Annotated in this window: 19 protein-coding genes; 14 read left to right on the top strand and 5 right to left on the bottom strand. The window is 64.1% G+C overall.

Going from position 1 to position 20,271, the window contains the following annotated elements; genetic code table 11:
• Positions 1 to 219: 219 nt before the first annotated feature.
• Positions 220 to 1,677, top strand: coding sequence for a coniferyl aldehyde dehydrogenase (locus IVA82_RS46925; protein ID WP_247384566.1), 1,458 nt, complete (start codon positions 220 to 222; stop codon positions 1,675 to 1,677).
• A 166-nt stretch (positions 1,678 to 1,843) separates the two neighbouring features.
• On the opposite strand, the gene IVA82_RS46920 is transcribed toward IVA82_RS46925, so the two are convergent.
• The gene (locus IVA82_RS46920; RefSeq protein ID WP_247384567.1) at positions 1,844 to 2,605 is read right to left on the bottom strand and encodes an SDR family oxidoreductase; all 762 of its coding nucleotides are present in this window, start codon (positions 2,603 to 2,605) and stop codon (positions 1,844 to 1,846) included.
• A gap of 106 nt (positions 2,606 to 2,711) precedes the next feature.
• Here IVA82_RS46920 and IVA82_RS46915 point away from each other — a divergent pair, with 106 nt between their 5' ends.
• The gene (locus tag IVA82_RS46915) at positions 2,712 to 3,224 is read left to right on the top strand and encodes a CvpA family protein (protein WP_247384568.1); all 513 of its coding nucleotides are present in this window, start codon (positions 2,712 to 2,714) and stop codon (positions 3,222 to 3,224) included.
• A gap of 127 nt (positions 3,225 to 3,351) precedes the next feature.
• Positions 3,352 to 4,134: an SDR family oxidoreductase gene (locus tag IVA82_RS46910; RefSeq protein ID WP_247384569.1), complete on the top strand. Its 783-nt coding sequence runs from the start codon at positions 3,352 to 3,354 to the stop codon at positions 4,132 to 4,134.
• 178 nt (positions 4,135 to 4,312) lie between these two features.
• On the opposite strand, the gene IVA82_RS46905 is transcribed toward IVA82_RS46910, so the two are convergent.
• Positions 4,313 to 4,789, bottom strand: a complete 477-nt coding sequence (locus tag IVA82_RS46905) for a DUF3775 domain-containing protein (RefSeq protein WP_247384570.1) — start codon at positions 4,787 to 4,789, stop codon at positions 4,313 to 4,315.
• A 126-nt stretch (positions 4,790 to 4,915) separates the two neighbouring features.
• Between IVA82_RS46905 and IVA82_RS46900 the strand changes: the two genes are divergently transcribed.
• The 9 genes from IVA82_RS46900 to IVA82_RS46860 all read left to right on the top strand — a co-directional run bounded on the left by IVA82_RS46900 (position 4,916) and on the right by IVA82_RS46860 (position 14,541).
• Positions 4,916 to 5,767: an MBL fold metallo-hydrolase gene (locus tag IVA82_RS46900; RefSeq protein ID WP_247384571.1), complete on the top strand. Its 852-nt coding sequence runs from the start codon at positions 4,916 to 4,918 to the stop codon at positions 5,765 to 5,767.
• Positions 5,768 to 5,953: 186 nt separating this feature from the next.
• The gene (locus IVA82_RS46895) at positions 5,954 to 6,796 is read left to right on the top strand and encodes a fumarylacetoacetate hydrolase family protein (RefSeq protein ID WP_247384572.1); all 843 of its coding nucleotides are present in this window, start codon (positions 5,954 to 5,956) and stop codon (positions 6,794 to 6,796) included.
• 174 nt (positions 6,797 to 6,970) lie between these two features.
• Complete coding sequence (locus IVA82_RS46890; RefSeq protein WP_247384574.1) at positions 6,971 to 7,582, top strand: glutathione S-transferase family protein; 612 nt, start codon at positions 6,971 to 6,973, stop codon at positions 7,580 to 7,582.
• A gap of 15 nt (positions 7,583 to 7,597) precedes the next feature.
• Positions 7,598 to 8,467 (top strand): MBL fold metallo-hydrolase, encoded by an 870-nt coding sequence (locus tag IVA82_RS46885; protein WP_247384575.1) that lies wholly within the window; start codon positions 7,598 to 7,600, stop codon positions 8,465 to 8,467.
• Positions 8,468 to 8,673: 206 nt separating this feature from the next.
• Positions 8,674 to 9,822: an alpha/beta hydrolase gene (locus tag IVA82_RS46880; RefSeq protein WP_276578025.1), complete on the top strand. Its 1,149-nt coding sequence runs from the start codon at positions 8,674 to 8,676 to the stop codon at positions 9,820 to 9,822.
• 68 nt (positions 9,823 to 9,890) lie between these two features.
• Entirely contained in the window at positions 9,891 to 10,862 is a 972-nt protein-coding gene (mbfA, locus tag IVA82_RS46875; protein WP_247384576.1) for an iron exporter MbfA, read from the top strand.
• 221 nt (positions 10,863 to 11,083) lie between these two features.
• Entirely contained in the window at positions 11,084 to 12,556 is a 1,473-nt protein-coding gene (locus IVA82_RS46870) for an amidase (RefSeq protein ID WP_247384577.1), read from the top strand.
• A gap of 618 nt (positions 12,557 to 13,174) precedes the next feature.
• Positions 13,175 to 14,104, top strand: a complete 930-nt coding sequence (locus IVA82_RS46865) for a hypothetical protein (RefSeq protein ID WP_247384579.1) — start codon at positions 13,175 to 13,177, stop codon at positions 14,102 to 14,104.
• The gene (locus IVA82_RS46860) at positions 14,104 to 14,541 is read left to right on the top strand and encodes a hypothetical protein (protein ID WP_247384581.1); all 438 of its coding nucleotides are present in this window, start codon (positions 14,104 to 14,106) and stop codon (positions 14,539 to 14,541) included. Before IVA82_RS46865 ends, IVA82_RS46860 begins: the two co-directional genes overlap by 1 nt.
• Positions 14,542 to 14,589: 48 nt before the next feature.
• On the opposite strand, the gene IVA82_RS46855 is transcribed toward IVA82_RS46860, so the two are convergent.
• Positions 14,590 to 15,678, bottom strand: a complete 1,089-nt coding sequence (locus IVA82_RS46855) for a Zn-dependent alcohol dehydrogenase (protein ID WP_247384582.1) — start codon at positions 15,676 to 15,678, stop codon at positions 14,590 to 14,592.
• Positions 15,679 to 15,864: 186 nt separating this feature from the next.
• Positions 15,865 to 17,649: an acyl-CoA dehydrogenase family protein gene (locus IVA82_RS46850; RefSeq protein WP_247493976.1), complete on the bottom strand. Its 1,785-nt coding sequence runs from the start codon at positions 17,647 to 17,649 to the stop codon at positions 15,865 to 15,867.
• A gap of 245 nt (positions 17,650 to 17,894) precedes the next feature.
• Here IVA82_RS46850 and IVA82_RS46845 point away from each other — a divergent pair, with 245 nt between their 5' ends.
• Positions 17,895 to 18,596, top strand: a complete 702-nt coding sequence (locus IVA82_RS46845) for an SDR family NAD(P)-dependent oxidoreductase (RefSeq protein WP_247388787.1) — start codon at positions 17,895 to 17,897, stop codon at positions 18,594 to 18,596.
• A 236-nt stretch (positions 18,597 to 18,832) separates the two neighbouring features.
• On the top strand, positions 18,833 to 19,663 hold the full coding sequence (locus tag IVA82_RS46840) for an enoyl-CoA hydratase (protein ID WP_247388786.1): 831 nt from the start codon (positions 18,833 to 18,835) through the stop codon (positions 19,661 to 19,663).
• 292 nt (positions 19,664 to 19,955) lie between these two features.
• Here IVA82_RS46840 and IVA82_RS46835 read toward each other — a convergent pair whose 3' ends face one another.
• Positions 19,956 to 20,177, bottom strand: a complete 222-nt coding sequence (locus IVA82_RS46835) for a hypothetical protein (RefSeq protein WP_247493975.1) — start codon at positions 20,175 to 20,177, stop codon at positions 19,956 to 19,958.
• Positions 20,178 to 20,271 lie beyond the last annotated feature (94 nt).

The raw sequence follows: 20,271 nt of genomic DNA, 5'->3' as shown, positions 1-20,271 counted from the left end.
TTCCTTGGAAGGCAACCCCGGGCAAAGCCCGTCGGGTGCAGGGCGTATCTATCAACACGGGCTGCCTTTGGAAAGGGCTGCGGGAACGTTTTTTTCGACTTTATGACAGACGCATGGACCGAATTCGGGTCCATTTGGCGCGCCCTTGCCAGAAGTTCCGCAAAGCGCCAGCTTGCGGCAACAAAACAGCGGCGAAACGCCATTTTAGGGAGGAACGGCTTGGACCCATCCCTGGAGCCATCCTCGGACCGATCCCCGACGAGCGCTCCGCTGAGGGCACTCGAGGACGCCTTCCATGCCATGCTCGCGCGGTCGCGGGCCGAACCGGCGCCTGATTTAGCCGAGCGGCTCGACCGGCTGGCGCGGCTGCGGGCCGTGGTCGCGGACAACGAGGAGCGCTTCCGGCAGGCGATCTCGGCAGATTTCGGCCATCGCTCGGCGGTCGAGACTACCATCGCCGAGACGATGCTGCTGTTCTCTGAGATCCGACATGCCACCAAGCACCTGAAGACCTGGATGGCGCCGCAGCGCGTGGCGACCGCGCTGCAGTTCCTGCCCGCGCGCAACCGGCTGATGCCGCAGCCGCTCGGCGTGGTCGGCATCATCGCGCCCTGGAATTATCCGCTCCAGCTCACGCTCGCGCCTGCGATCGGCGCCATCGCCGCCGGCAACCGCATTGTCATCAAACCGAGCGAACTGGTGCCGCACTTCTCGGCACTGCTGAAGCAAACGGTCGCGCAAAAGTTCGATGCAACCGAGGTGCTCGTCACCGGCATCGAGGACGAGGTCGCGAAAGCCTTCGCACACCTGCCGTTCGATCATTTGGTGTTCACCGGCTCGACCCGGGCCGGGCGGCTGATCGCGGAGGCCGCGGGGCGCAATCTGACGCCGGTGACGCTCGAGCTCGGCGGCAAGTCGCCGGCGATCGTCGACGCCTCCGCCGATCTCGAGGAGGCGGCCGAGCGCATAGCTTACGGCAAGCTGCTCAATGCCGGGCAGACCTGCATCGCGCCGGATTATGTGCTGGTGTCGGAGCGCTCGCTGCAGGCCTTCGCCGAGAAGGTGCGCGCGCAGATGCGGCGCATGTTCGGCACCGATCCTGCCAACAAGGATTACACTTCGATCATTTCCGACCGTCATTATGCGCGGCTCGAAGGCCTCGTGGCGGATGCGGCGCAGCGCGGCGCAAGGATCCTGCAACCGGCAAGGCCGGACGATCCCAACTGGAAGGCGCACCGCAAATTCCCGCCGACGCTGATCGTTGGCGCGACCGAAGCGATGGCGATCATGCAGGAGGAGATCTTTGGCCCGGCGCTGCCACTGCTCGGATATCGGGAGCCAGCTGAGGCCATCGCCTTCGTCAACGCCCGCGACCGGCCGCTGGCGCTGTACTGGTTCGGCAAGGATCGCGACGCGCGCGACGAGGTGCTGTCACGCACCGTCTCCGGCGGCGTCACCGTCAATGATTGCCTGTTTCACTTCACGCAAATCAATCAGCCGATGGGCGGCGTCGGCGCATCCGGCACCGGCGCCTATCACGGCGAATGGGGTTTTCGCACGTTCAGCAAGCTGAAGCCGGTGTTCTACCGCTCCAAATTCAACCGCCTCGCCGACCTCTATCCGCCCTATGGCGGCAAGATCGCACGGCTGGAGAAGCTGATGCGGTTCATGTCGTAATCGTCTCAACACCCGTCATTGCGAGCGAAGCGAAGCAATCCAGACTGTCGCCGCGGAGGGATTCTGGATTGCTTCGCTTCGCTCGCAATGACGACAACAACAAAAAATATTCGCAGGAACGACAACTGGCGACCGACGCCGCACGAGGGGGAGAGGCGAAGAAAAATCAATTCAACAAGAACCCGCCATCCACCGTCACCACGCTGCCCGTCATGTAGCGCGAGGCCTGCGAGGCCAGCAGCAGGATGGCGCCGTCGAGATCGGATTCGGCGCCGACGCGGCGCTGGGGGATGCGTTTGGTCAGGCGCTCGCCTGATGGCGTCGACCAGAACGCGTGGTTCATCTCGGTGTCGATATAGCCGGGCGCCAGCGCGTTGATGCGGATGTTTTGCCCGGCCAGCTCCAGCGCCATCGCTTTCGTCGCCTGGATGATGCCGGCCTTGGAGATCGCGTAAGGAGAGACCGCCTTCAAGACACCGGTGCCGAGCACCGAGGCGATGTTGACGATGTTGCCTGACTGCTTGCGCGCGATCATGCGCCGCGCGACTTCGGTCGCGAGGAAATACGCACCCTTGAGATTGGCGCCGATCACAGCATCCCAATCGGCCTCGGTCTGCTCGGTCGCAAGCTTTTCGATTGCGATGCCGGCATTGTTGATCAGCACCGTGACCTGGCCGAGCGCGGCTTCCGCGGCATCCACAGCCCTGGCGATCGAGCCGGTGTCGGTGACGTCGAGGGCGACGGCGGCGGCGCGGCCGCCCTTGCCGCGGATCTCATCTTCAAGGCTCTTCAGCTTGTCAACTTGCCGCGCCGCGAGCGCAACCGCTGCGCCATGCGACGCCAGGACCCGGGCAAATTGCCGCCCTAGCCCCTGGCTTGCCCCGGTCACGAGGATGGTCTCTTTACTGACATCGAACAGGTCTGACATGAGCGAGTTTCCGGAAGATTTGGAGCCCATCAATACAGACGATTTTAACGATCTGAAACCGGAATGATCGGTTCGGCGTTCATTCGTTCCATGGCAGGTCTGGTGCATGAACAGTTTCGATCTTGCGGTCTATGCGGCGCTCGCGCTCGCGATCGGCTTCGGTTTCAGGACCGGCCTGCTCCGCAGCGCCATGACCATCCTCGCTTATCTCCTCGCCGCGCCCATCGCGGTCGCATTGATGCCGCTGATTGCGCCGCAGATCACAGGTAATCCGAATTCGCCGCTGCTGCAAAACTGGATATGGTTCTTCGGCATCTTCGTGGTCGTCGGCATGCTGTTCGGGCACATCGGCCGCGTGGCGCTGAACGACACCATCGGCGAGGCCGGCATCGGCGATCGCCTCGGCGGCGCCGCGCTCGGCGCCATCAGGGTCGGTCTTGTCGCCACCACGCTGGTCCTGGTGTTCGATCAGATCGTGCCGGTCAATCGCCAGCCCCCCTTCCTCGCCGGCTCGCAGCTGCGACCACTGTTCTCGGCGGCCGGCCAGATGGGCTTCAAGTCGCTGCCGCCGGAGGCCGCGGCCGCGATCGACCGCCTCAAGCAGGAGCGGCGGATCTGATCAGGCGCATTTGCATCGCCGCGCGGACGCGCATGCATTTTGATGCGAGCCCGTGGCTTATCAGCGGCGCCGAGGTTGGCTAGAGTGCCGCCCTCTAAAACCTGCCTGATATTACGGGAGTGAAACAGTGGATCTTGGGATCAAGGGTCGCCGCGCCATCGTCTGCGCATCAAGCAAGGGCCTCGGCCGTGCCTGCGCCATCTCGCTTGCCGACGCAGGCGTTCATGTCACGCTGACCGCGCGCGGCGCTGAGGCCCTGAAGAAGACCGCCGACGACATCCGCAAAGCCTATCCGAACGTGACCGTCACCGAGATCGTCGGCGACATCACGACGCCGGCGGGGCGCGAGGCCGTGCTGAAGGCCTGCCCCGAGCCGGACATCCTGATCAACAATGCCGGCGGGCCGCCGCCCGGCGATTTCCGCAACTGGACCCGCGACGACTGGATCAAGGCGATCGACGCCAACATGCTCACGCCGATCGAACTGATCAAGGCAACCGTGGACGGCATGATGGCGCGCAAGTTCGGCCGCATCGTCAACATCACCTCGGCCGCGGTGAAGGCGCCGATCGACATTCTCGGCCTCTCCAACGGCGCGCGCGCCGGCCTCACCGGCTTCATCGCCGGCCTTTCGCGCAAGACCGTGATCAACAACGTCACCATCAACGGCCTGTTGCCCGGCCCGTTCGAGACCGACCGCCTGACCGGAACCGCGAAGGCCGAAGCCGACAAGCGCGGTGTCACGCCGGAGCAGATCCTGACTGAGCGCGCCAAGCTCAACCCCGCCGGCCGCTTCGGCCAGCCCGACGAGTTCGGCTATGCCTGCGCCTTCCTGTGCGGCGCCAAGGCCGGCTTCATCACCGGGCAGAACCTTTTGCTCGACGGTGGCGCCTTCCCCGGGACGCTGTAAATTCATCACGACGCAAAAAATCTTCGAGACTTCGTCATGCCCGGGCTTGTCCCGCCTGCGCGGCCGAAGCCGCTTCGGCGAGGCGAAGGCCCGGGCATCGACGTTCTTTGGACGACGAGGCACGACGTGGATGGCCGGGACAAGCCCGGCCATGACGACGTGGGACGAGCGAGAATGATCACCGCTGCTTGGTGATCTCGTTCTCGTCCCGCTCGCTGGGATCAGAGGAATCGGCGGTGAGCTGCTCGTCGGTCCAGTCGATGCCGAATGCGTCGAGCCCGTCGGCGAGCAGATCGCCCAGCATCGGCTCGCCGAGCAGGTATTGCACCGTTTCACGGCGCGGGCTGCGATACTCGGACCGTGCCTCCACGGCACGGGCGCGCAAATCGTCCCAATCATCGATCGTGCCATCACCACGACCGAGCCAGGTCAGCGCGACGAGATCGAGCTGCTCGTCCTCGTTCAAGGCGATCATGAAGCCGCCGAGCTCGTTGCGGACCGGATCGGAGCCGTTGTCCTCCAGGACGTCGACCGCATCGTCATCGGTCGGGTTCGAGCCCGAATCCGGATCGGTATCCGTCTCCTTGACGTCGAATTCGCGCGCCTTTTCGATGATGAAGGCGACCTTCTCGGCGGAAATTGCAAGCTCTGGCATGACTGCGCCTTTTGGCTGTCGCTGGGTTCCCGCGATAACGCCGCATCGCGTCAGATGATCCATTGCGCTTGCTGGCGGAAACCCGCATCTTTCGCCGCCAAAGCGAGAACAAGGAGGGCACGCCGTATGCAATGGACGGTCGGCAGGGTCAAAATCACCAAGGTGGTGGAATTGGAGACGGTCGGCTCGACCCGCTTCATCCTGCCCCTGGCGAGCAACGACGAGATCCGGAAGCTGCCCTGGCTGATACCGCATTTTGCGACCGAGGAAGGCCGGCTGAAAATGTCGATCCACTCGCTGGTGGTTGAAACCCCGACCCGGCGCATCGTGGTCGATACGGGCCTCGGCAACGACAAGCAGGGCCGCAGCGTCCCAACCTGGAATAGTCGCACCACGCCATTTTTGGAGATGATGATTGCGGCGGGCTTTGCTCCCGGCAGCATCGACACCGTGCTGTGCACGCATCTTCACGTCGATCATGTCGGCTGGAACACCAAGCTGGTCGACGGCAAATGGGTGCCGACCTTTCCCAAGGCGCGCTATGTGTTCGGCAAGACCGAATACGAGCACTGGCGCGACCATTCGACCGAGCCGGACAAGCAGGCTGTGTTCAACGATTCGGTAAAGCCGATCATGGACGCCGACCGCGCCGACCTGATCCCGAACGACCATCGGCTCTGCGAAGAGGTCAGTATGATCCCGACCCCGGGCCACAGCCCCGGGCACGTGAGCGTGTTGATTCAGTCGGACGGCGAGCAGGGGCTTCTGACCGGCGACGTCGCCCATCATCCCTGCCAGATGGCGCATCTGGCCTGGTCCTCGACGGCGGATTCCGACCAGAGACGATCGGCCGCGACGCGGCGCGAATTGTTCGGTCGCTTTGCCGATACGCCGACGCTGGTGATCGGTGGCCATTTTTCGGCCGGGCACATCAAGCGGGACCGCGACGCGTTCAGGTTTGTGGCGCTGCAATCATAGGGGGCAAAGCGAAGCGTGCCCACCATGCCGCGTTAGCCACAACGTTGGTGGGCACGGCGCTTCGCGCCTTTACCCACCCCACATAGGAAGGGCTGCAATGCGCCCCGCTTTGACCGGTTGAATTTCCCGCCGCGCTGTTCCATGAAGCTGGTCAACCGATCAGTCCATCTTGAGGGAGAAACGAGAATGAAGCTTGTTCGTTACGGCGAAAAGGGTGCGGAAAAGCCCGGCCTGATCGACAAATCCGGCCAGCTGCGCGACCTGTCGGCGCATGTGAAGGACCTGACCGGCGAGGCCTATTCGCCTGAGTCCCTGACGAAGCTGGCGGCGCTCGATCCCGCCTCGCTGCCTGCCGTCTCCGGCAAGCCGCGGTTCGGCGCCCCCGTTACCGGCATCTCGAAATTCGTGGCGATCGGCCTCAACTACAGCGACCACGCCAAGGAAACCGGCGCTGCGATCCCGACCGAGCCGATCATCTTCATGAAGGCCAACACCTCGCTGTCCGGCCCTAATGACGCGGTCGAGAAGCCGCGCGGCTCGACCAAGCTCGACTGGGAGGTCGAGATCGCCGCGATCATCGGCACCCGCGCCAAATACGTCTCGGAAGCCGACGCGCTGAACTACGTTGCCGGCTACTGCGTCTGCAACGACGTCTCCGAGCGCAATTTCCAGACCGAGCGCCTGGGCCAGTGGACCAAGGGCAAGTCGCACGACACCTTCGGCCCGCTCGGCCCGTGGCTCGCCACCAAGGACGAAATCAAGGACGTGCAGAACCTGTCGATGTGGCTCGATGTCAACGGCCAGCGCCGCCAGACCGGCTCGACCACGACCATGATCTTTTCGATGGCGAAGTGCATCTCCTATGTCTCGCAGTTCATGACGCTGCTGCCCGGCGACATCATCACCACGGGCACCCCGCCCGGCGTCGGTCTCGGCATGAAGCCGCCGATCTTCCTCAATGTCGGCGACGTCATCACGCTCGGCATCGAAGGTCTCGGCGAGCAGCGCCAGGAAGTCGTTGCGGCGTAGACGGCGATCACCACCGCCACCATACCGTCATTGCGAGCGAAGCGAAGCAATCCAGAATCCCTCCGCGGAGACACTCTGGATTGCTTCGTCGCACCAGCACAAAATTTGCTTTGCAATTTTGTCGCGGGCTCCTCGCAATGACGAACCAACCGGTTCATTCGACGGGTACTCAAGATGAAACTCACCTTCTCCCCCGCCTCGCCCTTCGCCCGCAAGGTGCGCATCGCTGCGATCGAGCTCGGGCTGATCGACAAGATCGAGTTCACGCCCGCGACCGTGGCGCCCGGGCAGGCCAACGAGGATTATTCGCGCATCACGCCGCTGAAGAAGCTGCCGGTGCTGATCACCAATGACGGCGACGTGATCTTGGATTCTTACGTCATCGTCGAATATCTCAACGAGATGGCCGGCGGCGGCCTGATCCCCGATTACGGCCCGCGGCGCTGGAAGGCCAAGACCAACCATTCGCTGATCAACGGCATGCTCGATTCCATGCTGCTATGCCGCTACGAGAAGATGGTGCGGCCGCAGGGCCTGCAATGGCAGGCGTGGTCGGACGACCACTGGAACCGGGCCTGGACCGGCATGGCGCGGTTCGAGAACATGCCGGATGTCCTGGACGGCCCGTTCGACATTTCGCAGATCGGCCTCGTTTGCGTGCTCGGCTATGCCGATTTTCGCTTCGCCGATTGCGGCTGGCGCAAGGCCTATCCCAAGCTCGACGCCTTCCATCAGAAGATGCTGGAGCGGCCCTCGGTCAAGATCTCGATGCCGCCGGCAGCGTAAATCGCGGGAGTCCTCATGAGCCTCAAATTCACCGTCGGCGATCTCACAATCCATCGCGTCATCGAGCAAAAGACAACGTTCCTGCCCGCGCTGGAGATGTTGCCGGGGCTAGCACCGGAGGTGCTGACCGAGAACCGCGCCTGGATGCGACAGGCGAAAGCGCTGGATGAGCAGGATACGCTGATCCTCTGTTTCCAGTCCTACGTGATCAGGACGCCGCATCACACCATCCTGGTCGACAGCTGCATCGGCAACGACAAGCCGCGGCCGCAGCGGCCGAAATGGAACATGAAGACCGATGACGCCTACATGCGCGGCCTTGCCGCCGCCGGCATCTCGGTCGACGACATCGACTTCGTGATGTGCACGCATCTGCATGTCGATCATGTCGGCTGGAATACGCGGCTTCAGAACGATCGCTGGGTGCCGACATTCCCCAACGCGCGTTACGTGTTCGCGAAGAGCGAATTCGACTACTGGACCGAGCAGAATGCAAAGGCGCAGGTCGCGCCGTTCGTTGACAGCGTGCTGCCGGTCGTCGAGGCCAAACGCCACGAGCTCGTCGGCAACGATCATCAGATTGGCGATCACGTCCGCATCCTGCCGACACCAGGCCACACGCCCGGCCACGTCGCCTTCACCTTCGGCCGCGGCAAGGACGACGCGGTCTTCAGCGGCGATCTCATGCACTCGCCGATCCAGACGCTATATCCCGAGATGTCGGTGAAGTTCGACGTCGACCAGGCGCAGGCGGCGACCACGCGCCGCAGCTTCCTGGAGCGCTATTGCGACACCGACACGCTGTGCTGCACCGCGCATTTCCCCTCACCGTCGGTGGGAAAGATCAGGCGCAAGGGCAGCGGCTTCGTTTGCGCGGCGGTGTAGCGCGTCGCGCGGACAATCACCCTCCCCTGGAGGGGGAGGGTCGGCTCGCATTGAGCGCAGCGAAATGTGAGCCGGGGTGGGGTGACGGTCTTTCCGCACGGAACACCGCCCGTTTGGAGAGATCACCCCACCCCGCTCGCGCTGCGCGCGATCGACCCTCCCCCTCCAGGGGAGGGTAAGAGCTCCCGGCACTCACGGAGGACACGATGACAACGCTCCCTGACATCCCCCTGCCCGCCGGTATCCGCTCGCGTTACGTCGACGGCATCAATGGCCTGCGCATGCACGTACTCGAAGCCGGCTTCGAAACCAAAGGCAGGCCCTGCATCTTGCTACTGCATGGTTTTCCGGAGCTCGCCTTTTCCTGGCGCAAGGTGATGCCGGCACTTAGCCAGGCGGGCTATCACGTGATCGCGCCGGACCAGCGGGGCTATGGCCGCACCACGGGATGCAATGCCGATTATGACGGCGATCTCGCGCCGTTCCGCCTCTTCAACCTGGTCCGCGATGCGCTCGGATTGGTGTCGGCGTTCGGCTACAGGCAGGTCGAATTGGTCGGGCATGATTTCGGCAGCCCGGTCGCGGCCTGGTGCGCGCTGATGCGTCCCGACGTGTTCCGTTCGGTGGTGATGATGAGCGCGCCGTTCGGCGGGCCGCCGTCGCTGCCGTTTGGCACGGCCGACGCGCCGGTCCCGCCGCCGGCCGAGGATCCCGTGCATCGCGAACTCGCCGCGCTGCCGCGCCCACGCAAGCACTATCAATGGTACTACTCGACGCGCCCGGCCAATGCCGACATGCAGCACGCGCCGCAAGGACTGCACGCCTTCCTGCGTGCCTATTATCATCACAAGAGCGCGGACTGGACCGCTAACAAGCCCTATCCGCTGAAGTCGTGGTCCGCAAATGAGCTTGCAAAGCTGCCGACCTATTATGTCATGGATGCTGGCGAGACCATGGCGGAGACGGTGGCAAAGGAGATGCCGTCGCCGGCCGATATCGCCGCCAATCGCTGGCTGCCGGACAACGAGCTTGCTTACTACAGCGCCGAATATGGCCGGACCGGATTCCAGGGCGGGCTGCAATGGTACCGCTGCGGCACCACGGGCGATTTCAACAACGAGCTTCAGCTGTTCAGCGGCCGGACCATCGACGTGCCCTCCTGCTTCATCGCAGGCAGGCAGGATTGGGGCATCTATCAGCGTCCCGGCGCGATCGAGGCGATGCAGGCCGGTGCCTGCACGAACATGCTCGGCTGCCATCTCGTCGACGGCGCCGGCCATTGGGTGCAGCAGGAGCAGCCGGCCGAGGTGAGCTGGCTGCTGCTCGACTTCTTGGCAAAGGTCCGGGCCGCCTGATTTGACCGGGGAACTACGACAGCCTATATAGTTTAGAACTATTCTAAACTGATGAGACAGGGCGCGTCGTGAAGAACTTTGCCGATCTGACCGAGCGAGAGGTGCTTGCGGTCGCGATTTCCTCCGAGGAGGAGGACAGCCGCATCTACATGTCCTTCGCCGAGGACCTCAAGGAGCGGTATCCGGACTCGGCCAAGCTGTTCGAGCAAATGGCCGAGGAAGAGCGCGGACATCGCCACATGCTGCTTGAAATATACGAGCAACGCTTCGGTCCGCACCTGCCCCCGATCCGCCGCGAGGACGTCAAGGGATTCCTGCGCCGGCGCCCGGTCTGGCTCACCAAGAACTTGTCGCTCGACACCATCCGCAGGGAAGTCGAGACCATGGAAATGCAGGCCGAGCGCTTTTACGTGAAGGCGGCCGAACAGGCGGAGGATGTTGGCGTACGACGGCTGCTGGGCGACCTCGCCGAAGCCGAGAAAGGTCATGAAGAGACCGCAGCGAAGCTGACGGGTCTGATCCTGAATTCCGACGTGCGCGCGGAGGAAGACCGCACCAGCCGCCGCATGTTCGTGCTGCAATATGTGCAGCCGGGCCTCGCCGGCCTGATGGACGGTTCGGTCTCGACCCTGGCGCCGCTGTTCGCCGCGGCCTTTGCCACGCATCAGAACTGGCAGACCTTTCTGGTCGGCCTTGCTGCCTCGATCGGTGCGGGCATCAGCATGGGCTTTGCGGAGGCGCTGTCAGACGACGGTTCGCTCACCGGCCGCGGCTCGCCCTGGCTGCGCGGCCTCACCTGCGGCTTGATGACGACGCTCGGCGGGCTCGGCCACACCATGCCTTATCTCGTGCCGGACTCCTGGCCCAACGCATTCTGGATCGCGACCGCAATCGCAGGCGTGGTCGTGTTCTTCGAACTATGGGCGATTGCCTTCATCCGCGCGCGCTACATGGACACGCCGTTCCTTCAGGCCGTGTTCCAGATCGTGCTCGGCGGCGGCATCGTGCTGGCGGTTGGGATCTTGATCGGGGCGGCGTAGCCCCACTGGTCGTCATCGCCCGCCTTGTCCGCAATTGCGCACTGGGGCGGGCAATCCAGTATTCCAGAGACGGAGCGAGGATACGGAAAAGCCGCGGCGCACTGGATCGCGCGGTCAAGCCGGGCGATGACAGCTAGCGACATGTCAATCGCTATCAAACGGCGGTTGCGACATTCCGGCAAACTACGCATGATCCCGCCAAGGAAACGCAGGAGCATGTCGTGGCCAAGTCGGAATGGAGCTACAAGAGCGCGGCCGAGCTGTCGGCTGCATTGACCGCGAAGAAGGTCTCGGCGGTCGAGCTCACGCAGGATACGATCGCCCGCATCGAGCGTCACGACGGCAAGGTCAACGCGATCTGCGTCCGGGATTTCGACCGGGCCCTCGGTGCCGCGCGCGAGGCGGACGCGGCGCTGGCGCGCGGCGAGCGCAAGCCGCTGCTCGGCCTGCCCATAACGGTGAAGGAATCCTTCAACGTCGCCGGCCTGCCGACGACCTGGGGCTGGACGCCGCAGAAGGATTTCAAACCGGCGGAGGACGCGCTGTCGATCGCACGGGTCAAGAACGCCGGCGGCGTTATCCTCGGCAAGACCAACGTTCCCGTCGGCCTAGGGGACTGGCAGAGCTACAACGACATCTACGGCACGACCAACAACCCGTTCGATCTCGGCCGCACGCCCGGCGGCTCATCGGGTGGCTCGTCCGCGGCGCTCGCGGCAGGCTACGGACCACTCTCGCTCGGCTCCGACATCGGCGGCTCGCTGCGCGTGCCTGCCTTCCATTGCGGGGTCTACGCGCACAAGCCGACCTACAATCTCTGTCCAACGCGTGGCCATACGCCGCCGCCATTTCCCGCGGTCCCGATGGAGCGCGATATGGCGGTGATCGGTCCGATGGCGCGGAGTGCGGCCGATCTGACGCTGCTGCTGGACGTGATGGCAGGCCCCGATCCGTTGGACCTGGGCATCGGATACAAGCTCGCGCTGCCGGATGCGCGACACCACACGCTAAAGGATTTCCGCCTGCTGGTGATCGACAGCCACCCGCTGCTGCCTGCGAATGCCGATATTCGGGGCGCGATCGAGCAGCTCGCAGGACAATTGTCGGGCGCAGGCGCGAGCGTCGCGCGCGAAAGCCCGCTGTTTCCCGACTTCACGGAAGCCTCCCGCCTCTACATGCGCATGCTGATGAGCTTTCTCGGCGCCTTTCTTCCGCCGGACATTCTCGCCGGCGCGCGTGCCGGCGCGGCGCAGCTCTCCCCCGACGACAAAAGCCTTGCTGCCGAGCGGCTGCGCGGCATCACCAGCACCCATCAGGCCTGGGTGTTCGACGAGGGCGCCCGCGCCGGCCTGCGCGCGCAATGGCGCCAATTGTTCAGGACATTCGATGCGGTGATCTGCCCGATCATGCCGACCCCCGCCTATCCGCATAATCATTCACCGGAGCAGGAGAAGCGCCGGATCAACATCGACGGCAAGGAGCATGTCTATCCGGACCAGTTGGCCTGGCCCGGCATCGCCACGCTGACGGGCCTGCCGGCAACGGCTGTTCCGCTCGGCCTGTCGAAGGACGGCCTGCCGGTCGGCGTGCAGATCATCGGCCCCTTCCTCGAGGACCGCACGCCGCTCAAGCTCGCCGAGTTGATCGAGCGCGAGTTCGGCGGGTTCGTGCCGCCGAAGGCGTTCGATGATTAGTGCCTCTCGTCATTGCGAGCGAAGCGAAGCAATCCAGACTACCGCCGCGGAACGATTCTGGATTTCTTCGTCGCAAGGGCTCCTCGCAATGACGGAGCAAAATGACTGGAGCAGCGCATAGGATGCACCGCCACCGTCATGCCCCGCGCAGGCGGGGCATCCGGTACGCCGCGGCGGTAGTTGGTACACACAGCTCGCGCTGCAGGGTACTGGATCGCCCGGTCAAGCCGGACGATGACACCGTGGTTGGCGCTCGCCATCAAACATGATCACGCTGCGCAGCTTCTTGCCGCTTTCTTACGGAACTCGACAGAGTGGATGACATTCGCCAGAAGTCAGGGCCCCCAATTACGCGGCTCACGCTCTCGCTGCCAGTCATTTCGATGACCGCGTTCCTGTAAAGCAATCGCTAACCAAACAATATTTTCCCGACCAATTCGCGAACTTACGTCCGACCTTTATACAACTCGCAATTGTTCGTCCGTAGAGATTGCAAGCCACAACATGGTGCTCGAAGGCTTGCTTGGATCCCGACGAAGTCACCATGGAGGCGTTGCCAAGCTTGGAGTGCCTCTGTGTTGGTCGATGGTCAGGCTCAAATCCAGCAAGAGTGATGGCGTGACAAAGGACGCTATTGGGATAAGCGCGCTCGGTGGGCCCGGTGATCGCGTCACTCCGGACGAGACGCCGGCCAAGAGCTGGCGCGTTGCGTTCGCGGTAGCGATCGCGTGCGGGTTGGCGGGCCTTGTGCTCCGTTACCTTGCGCGGGAGCACGCGACCGCCGTCGCCATTGAGTACCGGGCCTGGCATGCCTTCGCCCGGGATCACGGCATTGGCGGACTGGGCGAAGCTTTCACCAACTACACCCCGTTTTTCAGCTACCTCCTGCTGATTGCCGCCCGAATTGATGGGCTCGGCCAGCCACTTTCGCTCGTGAAGATGATCTCGGCACTATTCGAGTTCGGTTGCGCGATCGTCGTGGCCCAGATGGTCTGGCGAGCGACAAAGCTGCCGTTGCGGGCGTCCCTCGCCTTCTGCGCGATTTGGCTTGCGCCGACGGTGCTCTTCAACGGCGCAATGTGGGCACAGGCTGATTCAATCTGGACCTTCTTCACGCTGTTGTCCGTGGCGCTGTTCATGCGGGACCGGAATGGTGTCCTGCCATTCGCGGTGGCTGTTTCGGTGAAGGCCCAGGGCGTATTTCTGGGACCCTTCGTCTTGGGCATGATCTTGCGCCGCAGGATCCATCTGGCATGGCTCGCCGCTGTTCCCGCGGTCTATGTGATCCTCGCCATTCCGGTTCTCGTCGCCGGCAGATCCCTGGTCTCGGTGCTCGATGTCTATCTCGCCCAAGCTCACACCTATCATCGCCTCACGATGAATGCAGCGAATCTGTGGGTGTTCGCCGGTGGCACACCTTACGAGATCGGTGTCGCCGCCGGCCTGGTGCTCGCGGCGGCAAGCGGCCTTGCCTTGTCAATCTTCCCCACTCCAGGCGGGAGGGGCCGGAGTTCGTTCTGCTCGCCGCCTGTGTCTCGCTCATGCTGATGCCCTACCTGCTTCCGAAGATGCACGAGCGCTATTTCTACGCGTTCGAACTTGCGTCCATCGCGCTGGCCTTCCTCAATCCGCGCTATCTGCCGTTCGCGGTGATTGCCCAGATCGACGGCGTGTTATCCTATCTCGGATTCGAGAGCGGGATCGTCATGGGTCTGCTGCCGGCGGCATTCGGCAACACCTTTCTCGTGTTCTACCTCGTGCTTGATCTTTGGCGCGGCGAGCGCGGATTTCGCGTTCCGAGATTCGCCTGGCTCGGCTTCACCGTGTCGACTGCGGGATTGTTCTCCTATCTCATGATCGCCGGCGCCGGTTGGGACATGTCTCCCGCGTACCTGCTGGCCGCGGGTCTTGCCACGGCTATGACGCTGCTGCTGGTAAAGGAGTCGCGTTGCGCTTCGGCCGACGGTCTGGACCGGTCGCCTTGACCTTGACTCCTAGACATGTGTTGCCAGCCGATGACGGCACCACGCGCGCTAGCTATCAAACATGATCACGCTGCGCAGCGTCTTGCCGGCCTTCATGTTGGCAAAACCTTCGTTGATCTCGCTCAGCTTCAGCTTGGCCGAGATCCAGTCCTCCAGGTGCAGCCGGCCGCGCAGGTAGAAATCGACCAGGCGCGGCATGTCGACGCGAAAATGGTTCGAGCCCATCGAGGAGCCCTGGATCCTGCGCTCGCGCAGGAAGTCGAAGCCGTGCAGTTCGATCTTCTGGCCGAACGGGATCATGCCGACGATGGTGGCGGTGCCGCCCGCGGCCAGCATGGCGAAGGCCTGCTCGGCGGTTTCCTTGCGGCCGAGCACCTCGAAGGAATGATGCACGCCGCCATTGGTGAGATCGCGCACCTGCTTCACGACGTCGCCGTCCGCGGGATTGATGATGTCGGTGGCGCCGAGCTTGGTCGCGAGTTGGAGCTTTGCGGGATTGGTGTCGATGGCGATGATGCGGCCTGCACCTGCTATCTGCGCGCCGTTGACCGCGGCCATGCCGACACCGCCGCAGCCGATCACCGCGACGGTCTCGCCAGCCGTCACCTTCGCGGTGTTCACCACCGCGCCATAGCCGGTGATGACACCGCAGCCGATCAGCGCGGCAAGATCGAGCGGCATCTCCTTCCGGATTTTGACGATCGCATTCTCGTGCACCAGCATCTGCTCGGCGAAGGACGAGAGATTGAGGAACTGGTGCAGCTTCTCAGGTTTCGACCACTGCATCCGGTTCGACGCGCCCGGCAGCAATTTCACCGTGGTGTCGGTGCATAGCACGGTGCGGCCCGTGGTGCAGTTGTCGCAGGTGCCGCAGAACACCGACAGGCAGGTGACGACATGATCGCCCGGCTTCACGTAGGTGACGTCCGAGCCGACCTGCTCGACGACACCGGCGGACTCATGCCCGAGCACCGCCGGCAGCGGGTGCGGATAAAGCCCTTCCATGAAATGAAGATCGGAGTGGCAGAGGCCGGCGACCGACGTGCGGATCAAAACCTCGCGCGGGCCGGGCTTCGGCAGGCTGACATCCTCGATGACCAGCGGCTGGTTGACTTCGTAGAGCACGGCGGCCTTCATCGGCGTTTCCTCGCTTTATGATTTTCGTTGCGTGCGGGTATTCACCTCTCCCATCGGGAGAGATCGTCGCGTAGCGCCGGGTGAGGGTTACGGTCTCACGTTGGAGCAAGACCCCTCACCCGATTTGCTGCGCAAATCGACCTCTCCCTGTGGGAGAGGTGGACCGCGCTCGCGGCCGTAGCGAGCCTACGCCGCCAGAACCAGTTCGCCAACCTCGCTCATGCCGGCCGCACGCTCGCCGAGCAGCAGCGCGGCGATCTTCTGCTGCGGGGCATTTTCCGTGAGCCGGAACGGATCACTCGGCAGCACGCGATGATCGATGACGAGACGCGAGAGCAGCAGCCGGCGCGCATCGCCGCGCATGTCGTGGATGCGGTGCGCCTCCCACGCCAGCGCGACGGCGCTCACGACATGATAGAGCAGACTGGTCGCACGCCGTGCATCGGCCTCGTTGTCGGCCTTGCCCGCGACCTCGCGCGCAAAACCGACGGCGCGGTCAGTCAGGCCGCGAAGGCGGTCGCGCCAGGCCTGCGGCACCGACGCACTGTCATCGAGGCGGGCATGCAGATCGGCGGCGAGCGCGGCTTCGGCGCCGTGACGGCCAATGGCGCGCCGCAGCGCATCGATGGCGACGATGTTGCCGGTGCCTTCCCAGACAGAGCCGAGATGCGCATCGCGCAGCAGCCGCGCAGTGGCGAACTCCTCGATATAGCCGATGCCGCCACGCATCTCGAGCGCGTCGCCGCAGACCTTTCGCGCATCGCGCGTGGCGCGGAATTTCAGCGTCGGTGTCAGGATGCGAAGCAGCGCCGCGGCATCCTGGCTGCCCGCCTCGGCGCGGTCGAGCGCATCGGCCGTGAGGAAGCTCATCGACAGCGCCTGCTCAACCGGCAGCATGATCTTGAGCATCTGACGCCGCCCGAGCGGCAGGTCGATGATGCGATTGCCGAACACCACGCGGTTCCTCGCCACCGTCATCGCGTCGTAATAGGCGCGCCGCATCAACGCTGCGGATTTCACGCCGTTGGACAGCCGCGACGAGTTGACCATCTCGGCCATCTGCACGAAGCCGCGATCGAGCTTGCCGACCGCATAGGCGATCGCGCCCTCCAGCTTGATCTCGCCCGAGGCCATTGAGCGGGTACCGAGCTTGTCCTTCAGCCGCACGATCCGGTAGTGGTTCTGCGAGCCGTCGTCGAGGAAGCGCGGCATCAGGAACAGGCCGACGCCGCGCGTGCCGGGACCGGCGCCTTCCGGCCGCGCCAGCAGCATGACAACCTTGGCGTCCGCGTTCGAGCAGAACCATTTCTCGCCATAGAGGCGCCAGTGCCCATCCTCCTGCGCTGCGCGCGTCGTCAGCGTGCCGACGTCGGAGCCGCCTTCCTTTTCCGTCATGAACTGGCCGCCCTGGGTCAGCTTGCTCATGTCGGTCTGGGTCAGGCCGTCGAGATATTTTGCCTTCAGCGCCTCGCTGCCGAAATTCGCCAGCAGTTTTGCGCAGCCGTCGGTGACGTTGATCGGACAACCCATGCCGAATTCGGTCTGGTTGAACAGAAAAGTGAAGGCGTGTTTGGCCACGACGGGATATTTGTCCGGCCAGCCCATGATGCCCTTGCGGATCGAGAGCGCGTGGATGCCGAACTCGCCAAACGCTGCCTTCTCCAGCTCGCGATAGGCCGGGTGGTATTCGATCCACTGCACGTCGCGGCCGAACTTGTCGCGCTGGTGCAGCACCGGCGGGTGCCGGTCGGCGAGGCGCGCGCACTCGTCCAGAGTGCCGCCGGCAAGCTCACCGAGACGATCGAGATGCGGCTCGATATGGCGGAACAGCGCGTCCGGCAGATGGATGCGCAGCAGATCCGTCAACGCCGGATCGGCACGATAGAAGTTCATGCCCGACGTATCGGGGGCCAGCAGGCCGGCCTGCCCGGCTGTGTCATTTTTCCGCTGCGGTGTTGCCGGCTTTTGCATGATCTTCCTCGTCGTTTCCGCGCCCTGCGGTCGTGCTGCGCCGCTTTAGCGCTTGCCGCTTGGGATGATGTCGATCATGCTCCAGCCGAGAGACTGGATAAAGCCGCAAATTGTCAGGGCGGTACGATCGCCGTGAAGGAGCAATTCGCTCTGCGGAATTGTGATCAAGCCAACCGGCGCCCCGGCTGGTCGTCTGCGCGCCCCGTGCATAAATCAGCGGCTCCCTGTTTCCGAGAGATCACGCCATGGAACACCCGACATACAAGATCGCGCTCATCGTCGGCGCCGGCGAAGGCTTGAGCGCCTCGCTAGCCCGGCTGCTGTCCGCGCAAGGCATTCGCGTCGCGCTCGCCGCGCGAAAAATCGAAAAGCTCGGCGCGCTTTGCAGTGAGACGGGCGCAAAGGCCTATGCCTGCAACGCCACCGAGCCTGAGGAGGTCGAACGGCTGTTCGGCCTGGTCGAGCGCGAGATCGGCACGCCCGACCTCGTCGTCTACAACGCCAGCGGCCGCGCGCGCGGGCCGCTCGTCGATCTGGTCCCGGCCGAGGTGGCGCAGGCGATCGCGGTCAGCGCCTATGGCGGCTTCCTGGTGGGCCAGCAGGCAGCCAGGCGCATGCTGCCGAACAAGCACGGCGCGATCCTGTTCACCGGCGCCTCCGCCAGCGTCAAAGGCTACGCGCAGTCCGCGTCGTTCGCGATGGGCAAGTTCGCGCTGCGCGGGCTCGCACAGAGCATGGCGCGCGAACTCTCGCCGCAAGGCATCCACGTAGCGCATTTCGTCATCGATGGCGGCATCCGCAGCGCGGCGCGGACCGAACCTGCCGACAAGCCTGACTCGATGCTCGATCCCGACGCGATCGCCGCGAGCTACTGGAACGTGCTGCAGCAGCCGCGCAGCGCCTGGAGCTGGGAGCTGGAGCTGCGGCCCTGGGTGGAGAAATTTTGAGGCGATATCTTTGAAGCGATAACGTCACAACAACCGTCATTGCGAGCGAAGCGAAGCAATCCAGAAGCTAGACCCTCACCCTGAGTAGCAGCACTCTTCGCGCGGCGTCTCGAAGGGGCGAGGCCACCGGCCGGGCCTTCATCCTTCGAGACGCGCGTTCCGCGCTCCTCAGGATGAGGAATAGAAAGCCTGGATTTCTTCGCTTCGCTCGCAATGACGGAAAAGAGGGAGGAACAATGACCACCGAAACCACCATCGACACCGGTACCAACGAACTGCTCTGCGTCATCCGCGACCGCGTCGCGGTGATCACGCTGAACCGGCCGGAGGCGCGCAACTCGTTGTCCGACAGGCTGACGCCGGCGCTGCGTACGATGATTCGAACCTGCGGCGAAGATCCAGGCGTCGGCGCGCTGCTGATCACCGGCGCGGGCCCAGCATTCTGCGCTGGCGGCGACGTCAAGGGCATGGGCGCACATCGCGATCCGAAGAAGCTGGAGATGTCGCTTGAAGAGCGCGTCGCCGATCTGCAGGAGCGGCAGCGGCTGCTCACGGGCGCGCTGATCTCGGTCCGCAAGCCGACGATCGCCGCACTGCCGGGGCCCGCGGCGGGCGCCGGGCTTGCCATCGCCATGGCCTGCGACATACGCATCGCCGCGCAATCGGCCTTCGTCGCCACCGGCTACGCCCGCATCGGGCTGAGCGGCGACTATGGCACCGCCTGGCTGTTGACGCGGCTGGTCGGCACGGCGCGGGCGCGCGAATTGATGTTCACCGGCGACAAGGTCGACGCGGCGCGCTGCGAGGCGATCGGCCTCGTCAACCGCGTCGTGCCCGATGACAAATTGCAAGCCGAGGCCTTCGCGCTGGCGAAGTCGCTCGCCGAAGGCCCGCGCCTCGCGCTGCGCTACATGAAGGACAATCTCGACGAGGCCCTGCAATTCGATTTCGAGACCGCCCGCGACCACGAAGCCGAGCGGCTGATCCGCCTGACCAATACGGCCGATCACAAGGAGGCCGTGCAGGCCTTCATCGAGAAGCGCAAGGCGGTGTTCACGGGGAAGTAGGGCGCCGCCTTCCAATCGTAGCCCGGATGGAGCGAGTAGAGTCGAGGAGAGGCGCGGTGACTTGGGCCGTGCGGCAACGTCCCGTTTCCTCTCCCCGCTCATCAAACCGGACGTGCCGATTTCCGGCATCCGGCTTTCCGACTGGTTTCATCACATGGCACGCGGCAGCGGCCCCAGATGCACGCGGCGGAGCCGCAGCACGCCGGCGGGCCCGAAGACATGGTCAGCGGGGAACCTTCGTGTGCCGCGTCCTTGCACCTTGCACCGTCTTCGCAGGAAGTGTCGCACGCGATCATAGACGTGATTGTCGACCGCCCGCAATCGCCGCGAAGCTCTCTCCGTCCACTCCCGGCGCTCCCGCATTGGCGCGGGCCAGTGCATAGGCGTGGCGCAGAATGTCTTCTCGACAGATCTTGTCGTAGAGCAGGTAGAAACGAAAGGCGGGCTCTGCCTTCGCCTTGCAATACAGCCTCCTCTGAAGGCTCCTGATCTTTACCGGTGTTTCAAGGCTCATCGCCAATCACCTGATCCTCACCCTCTTCGTCAGCGCTCCAGAAGTCAGGGTCCTTCCCTCCACCAGAGTTACCCGGCTTCATCGGTACTACGTC

The organism is Bradyrhizobium sp. 142 (genome assembly GCF_023074015.1).
Classification (GTDB): Bacteria; Pseudomonadota; Alphaproteobacteria; order Rhizobiales; family Xanthobacteraceae; genus Bradyrhizobium.
Note: the sequence above shows the minus strand (reverse complement) of the source record. Positions and strands in the feature narration are given on the sequence as shown.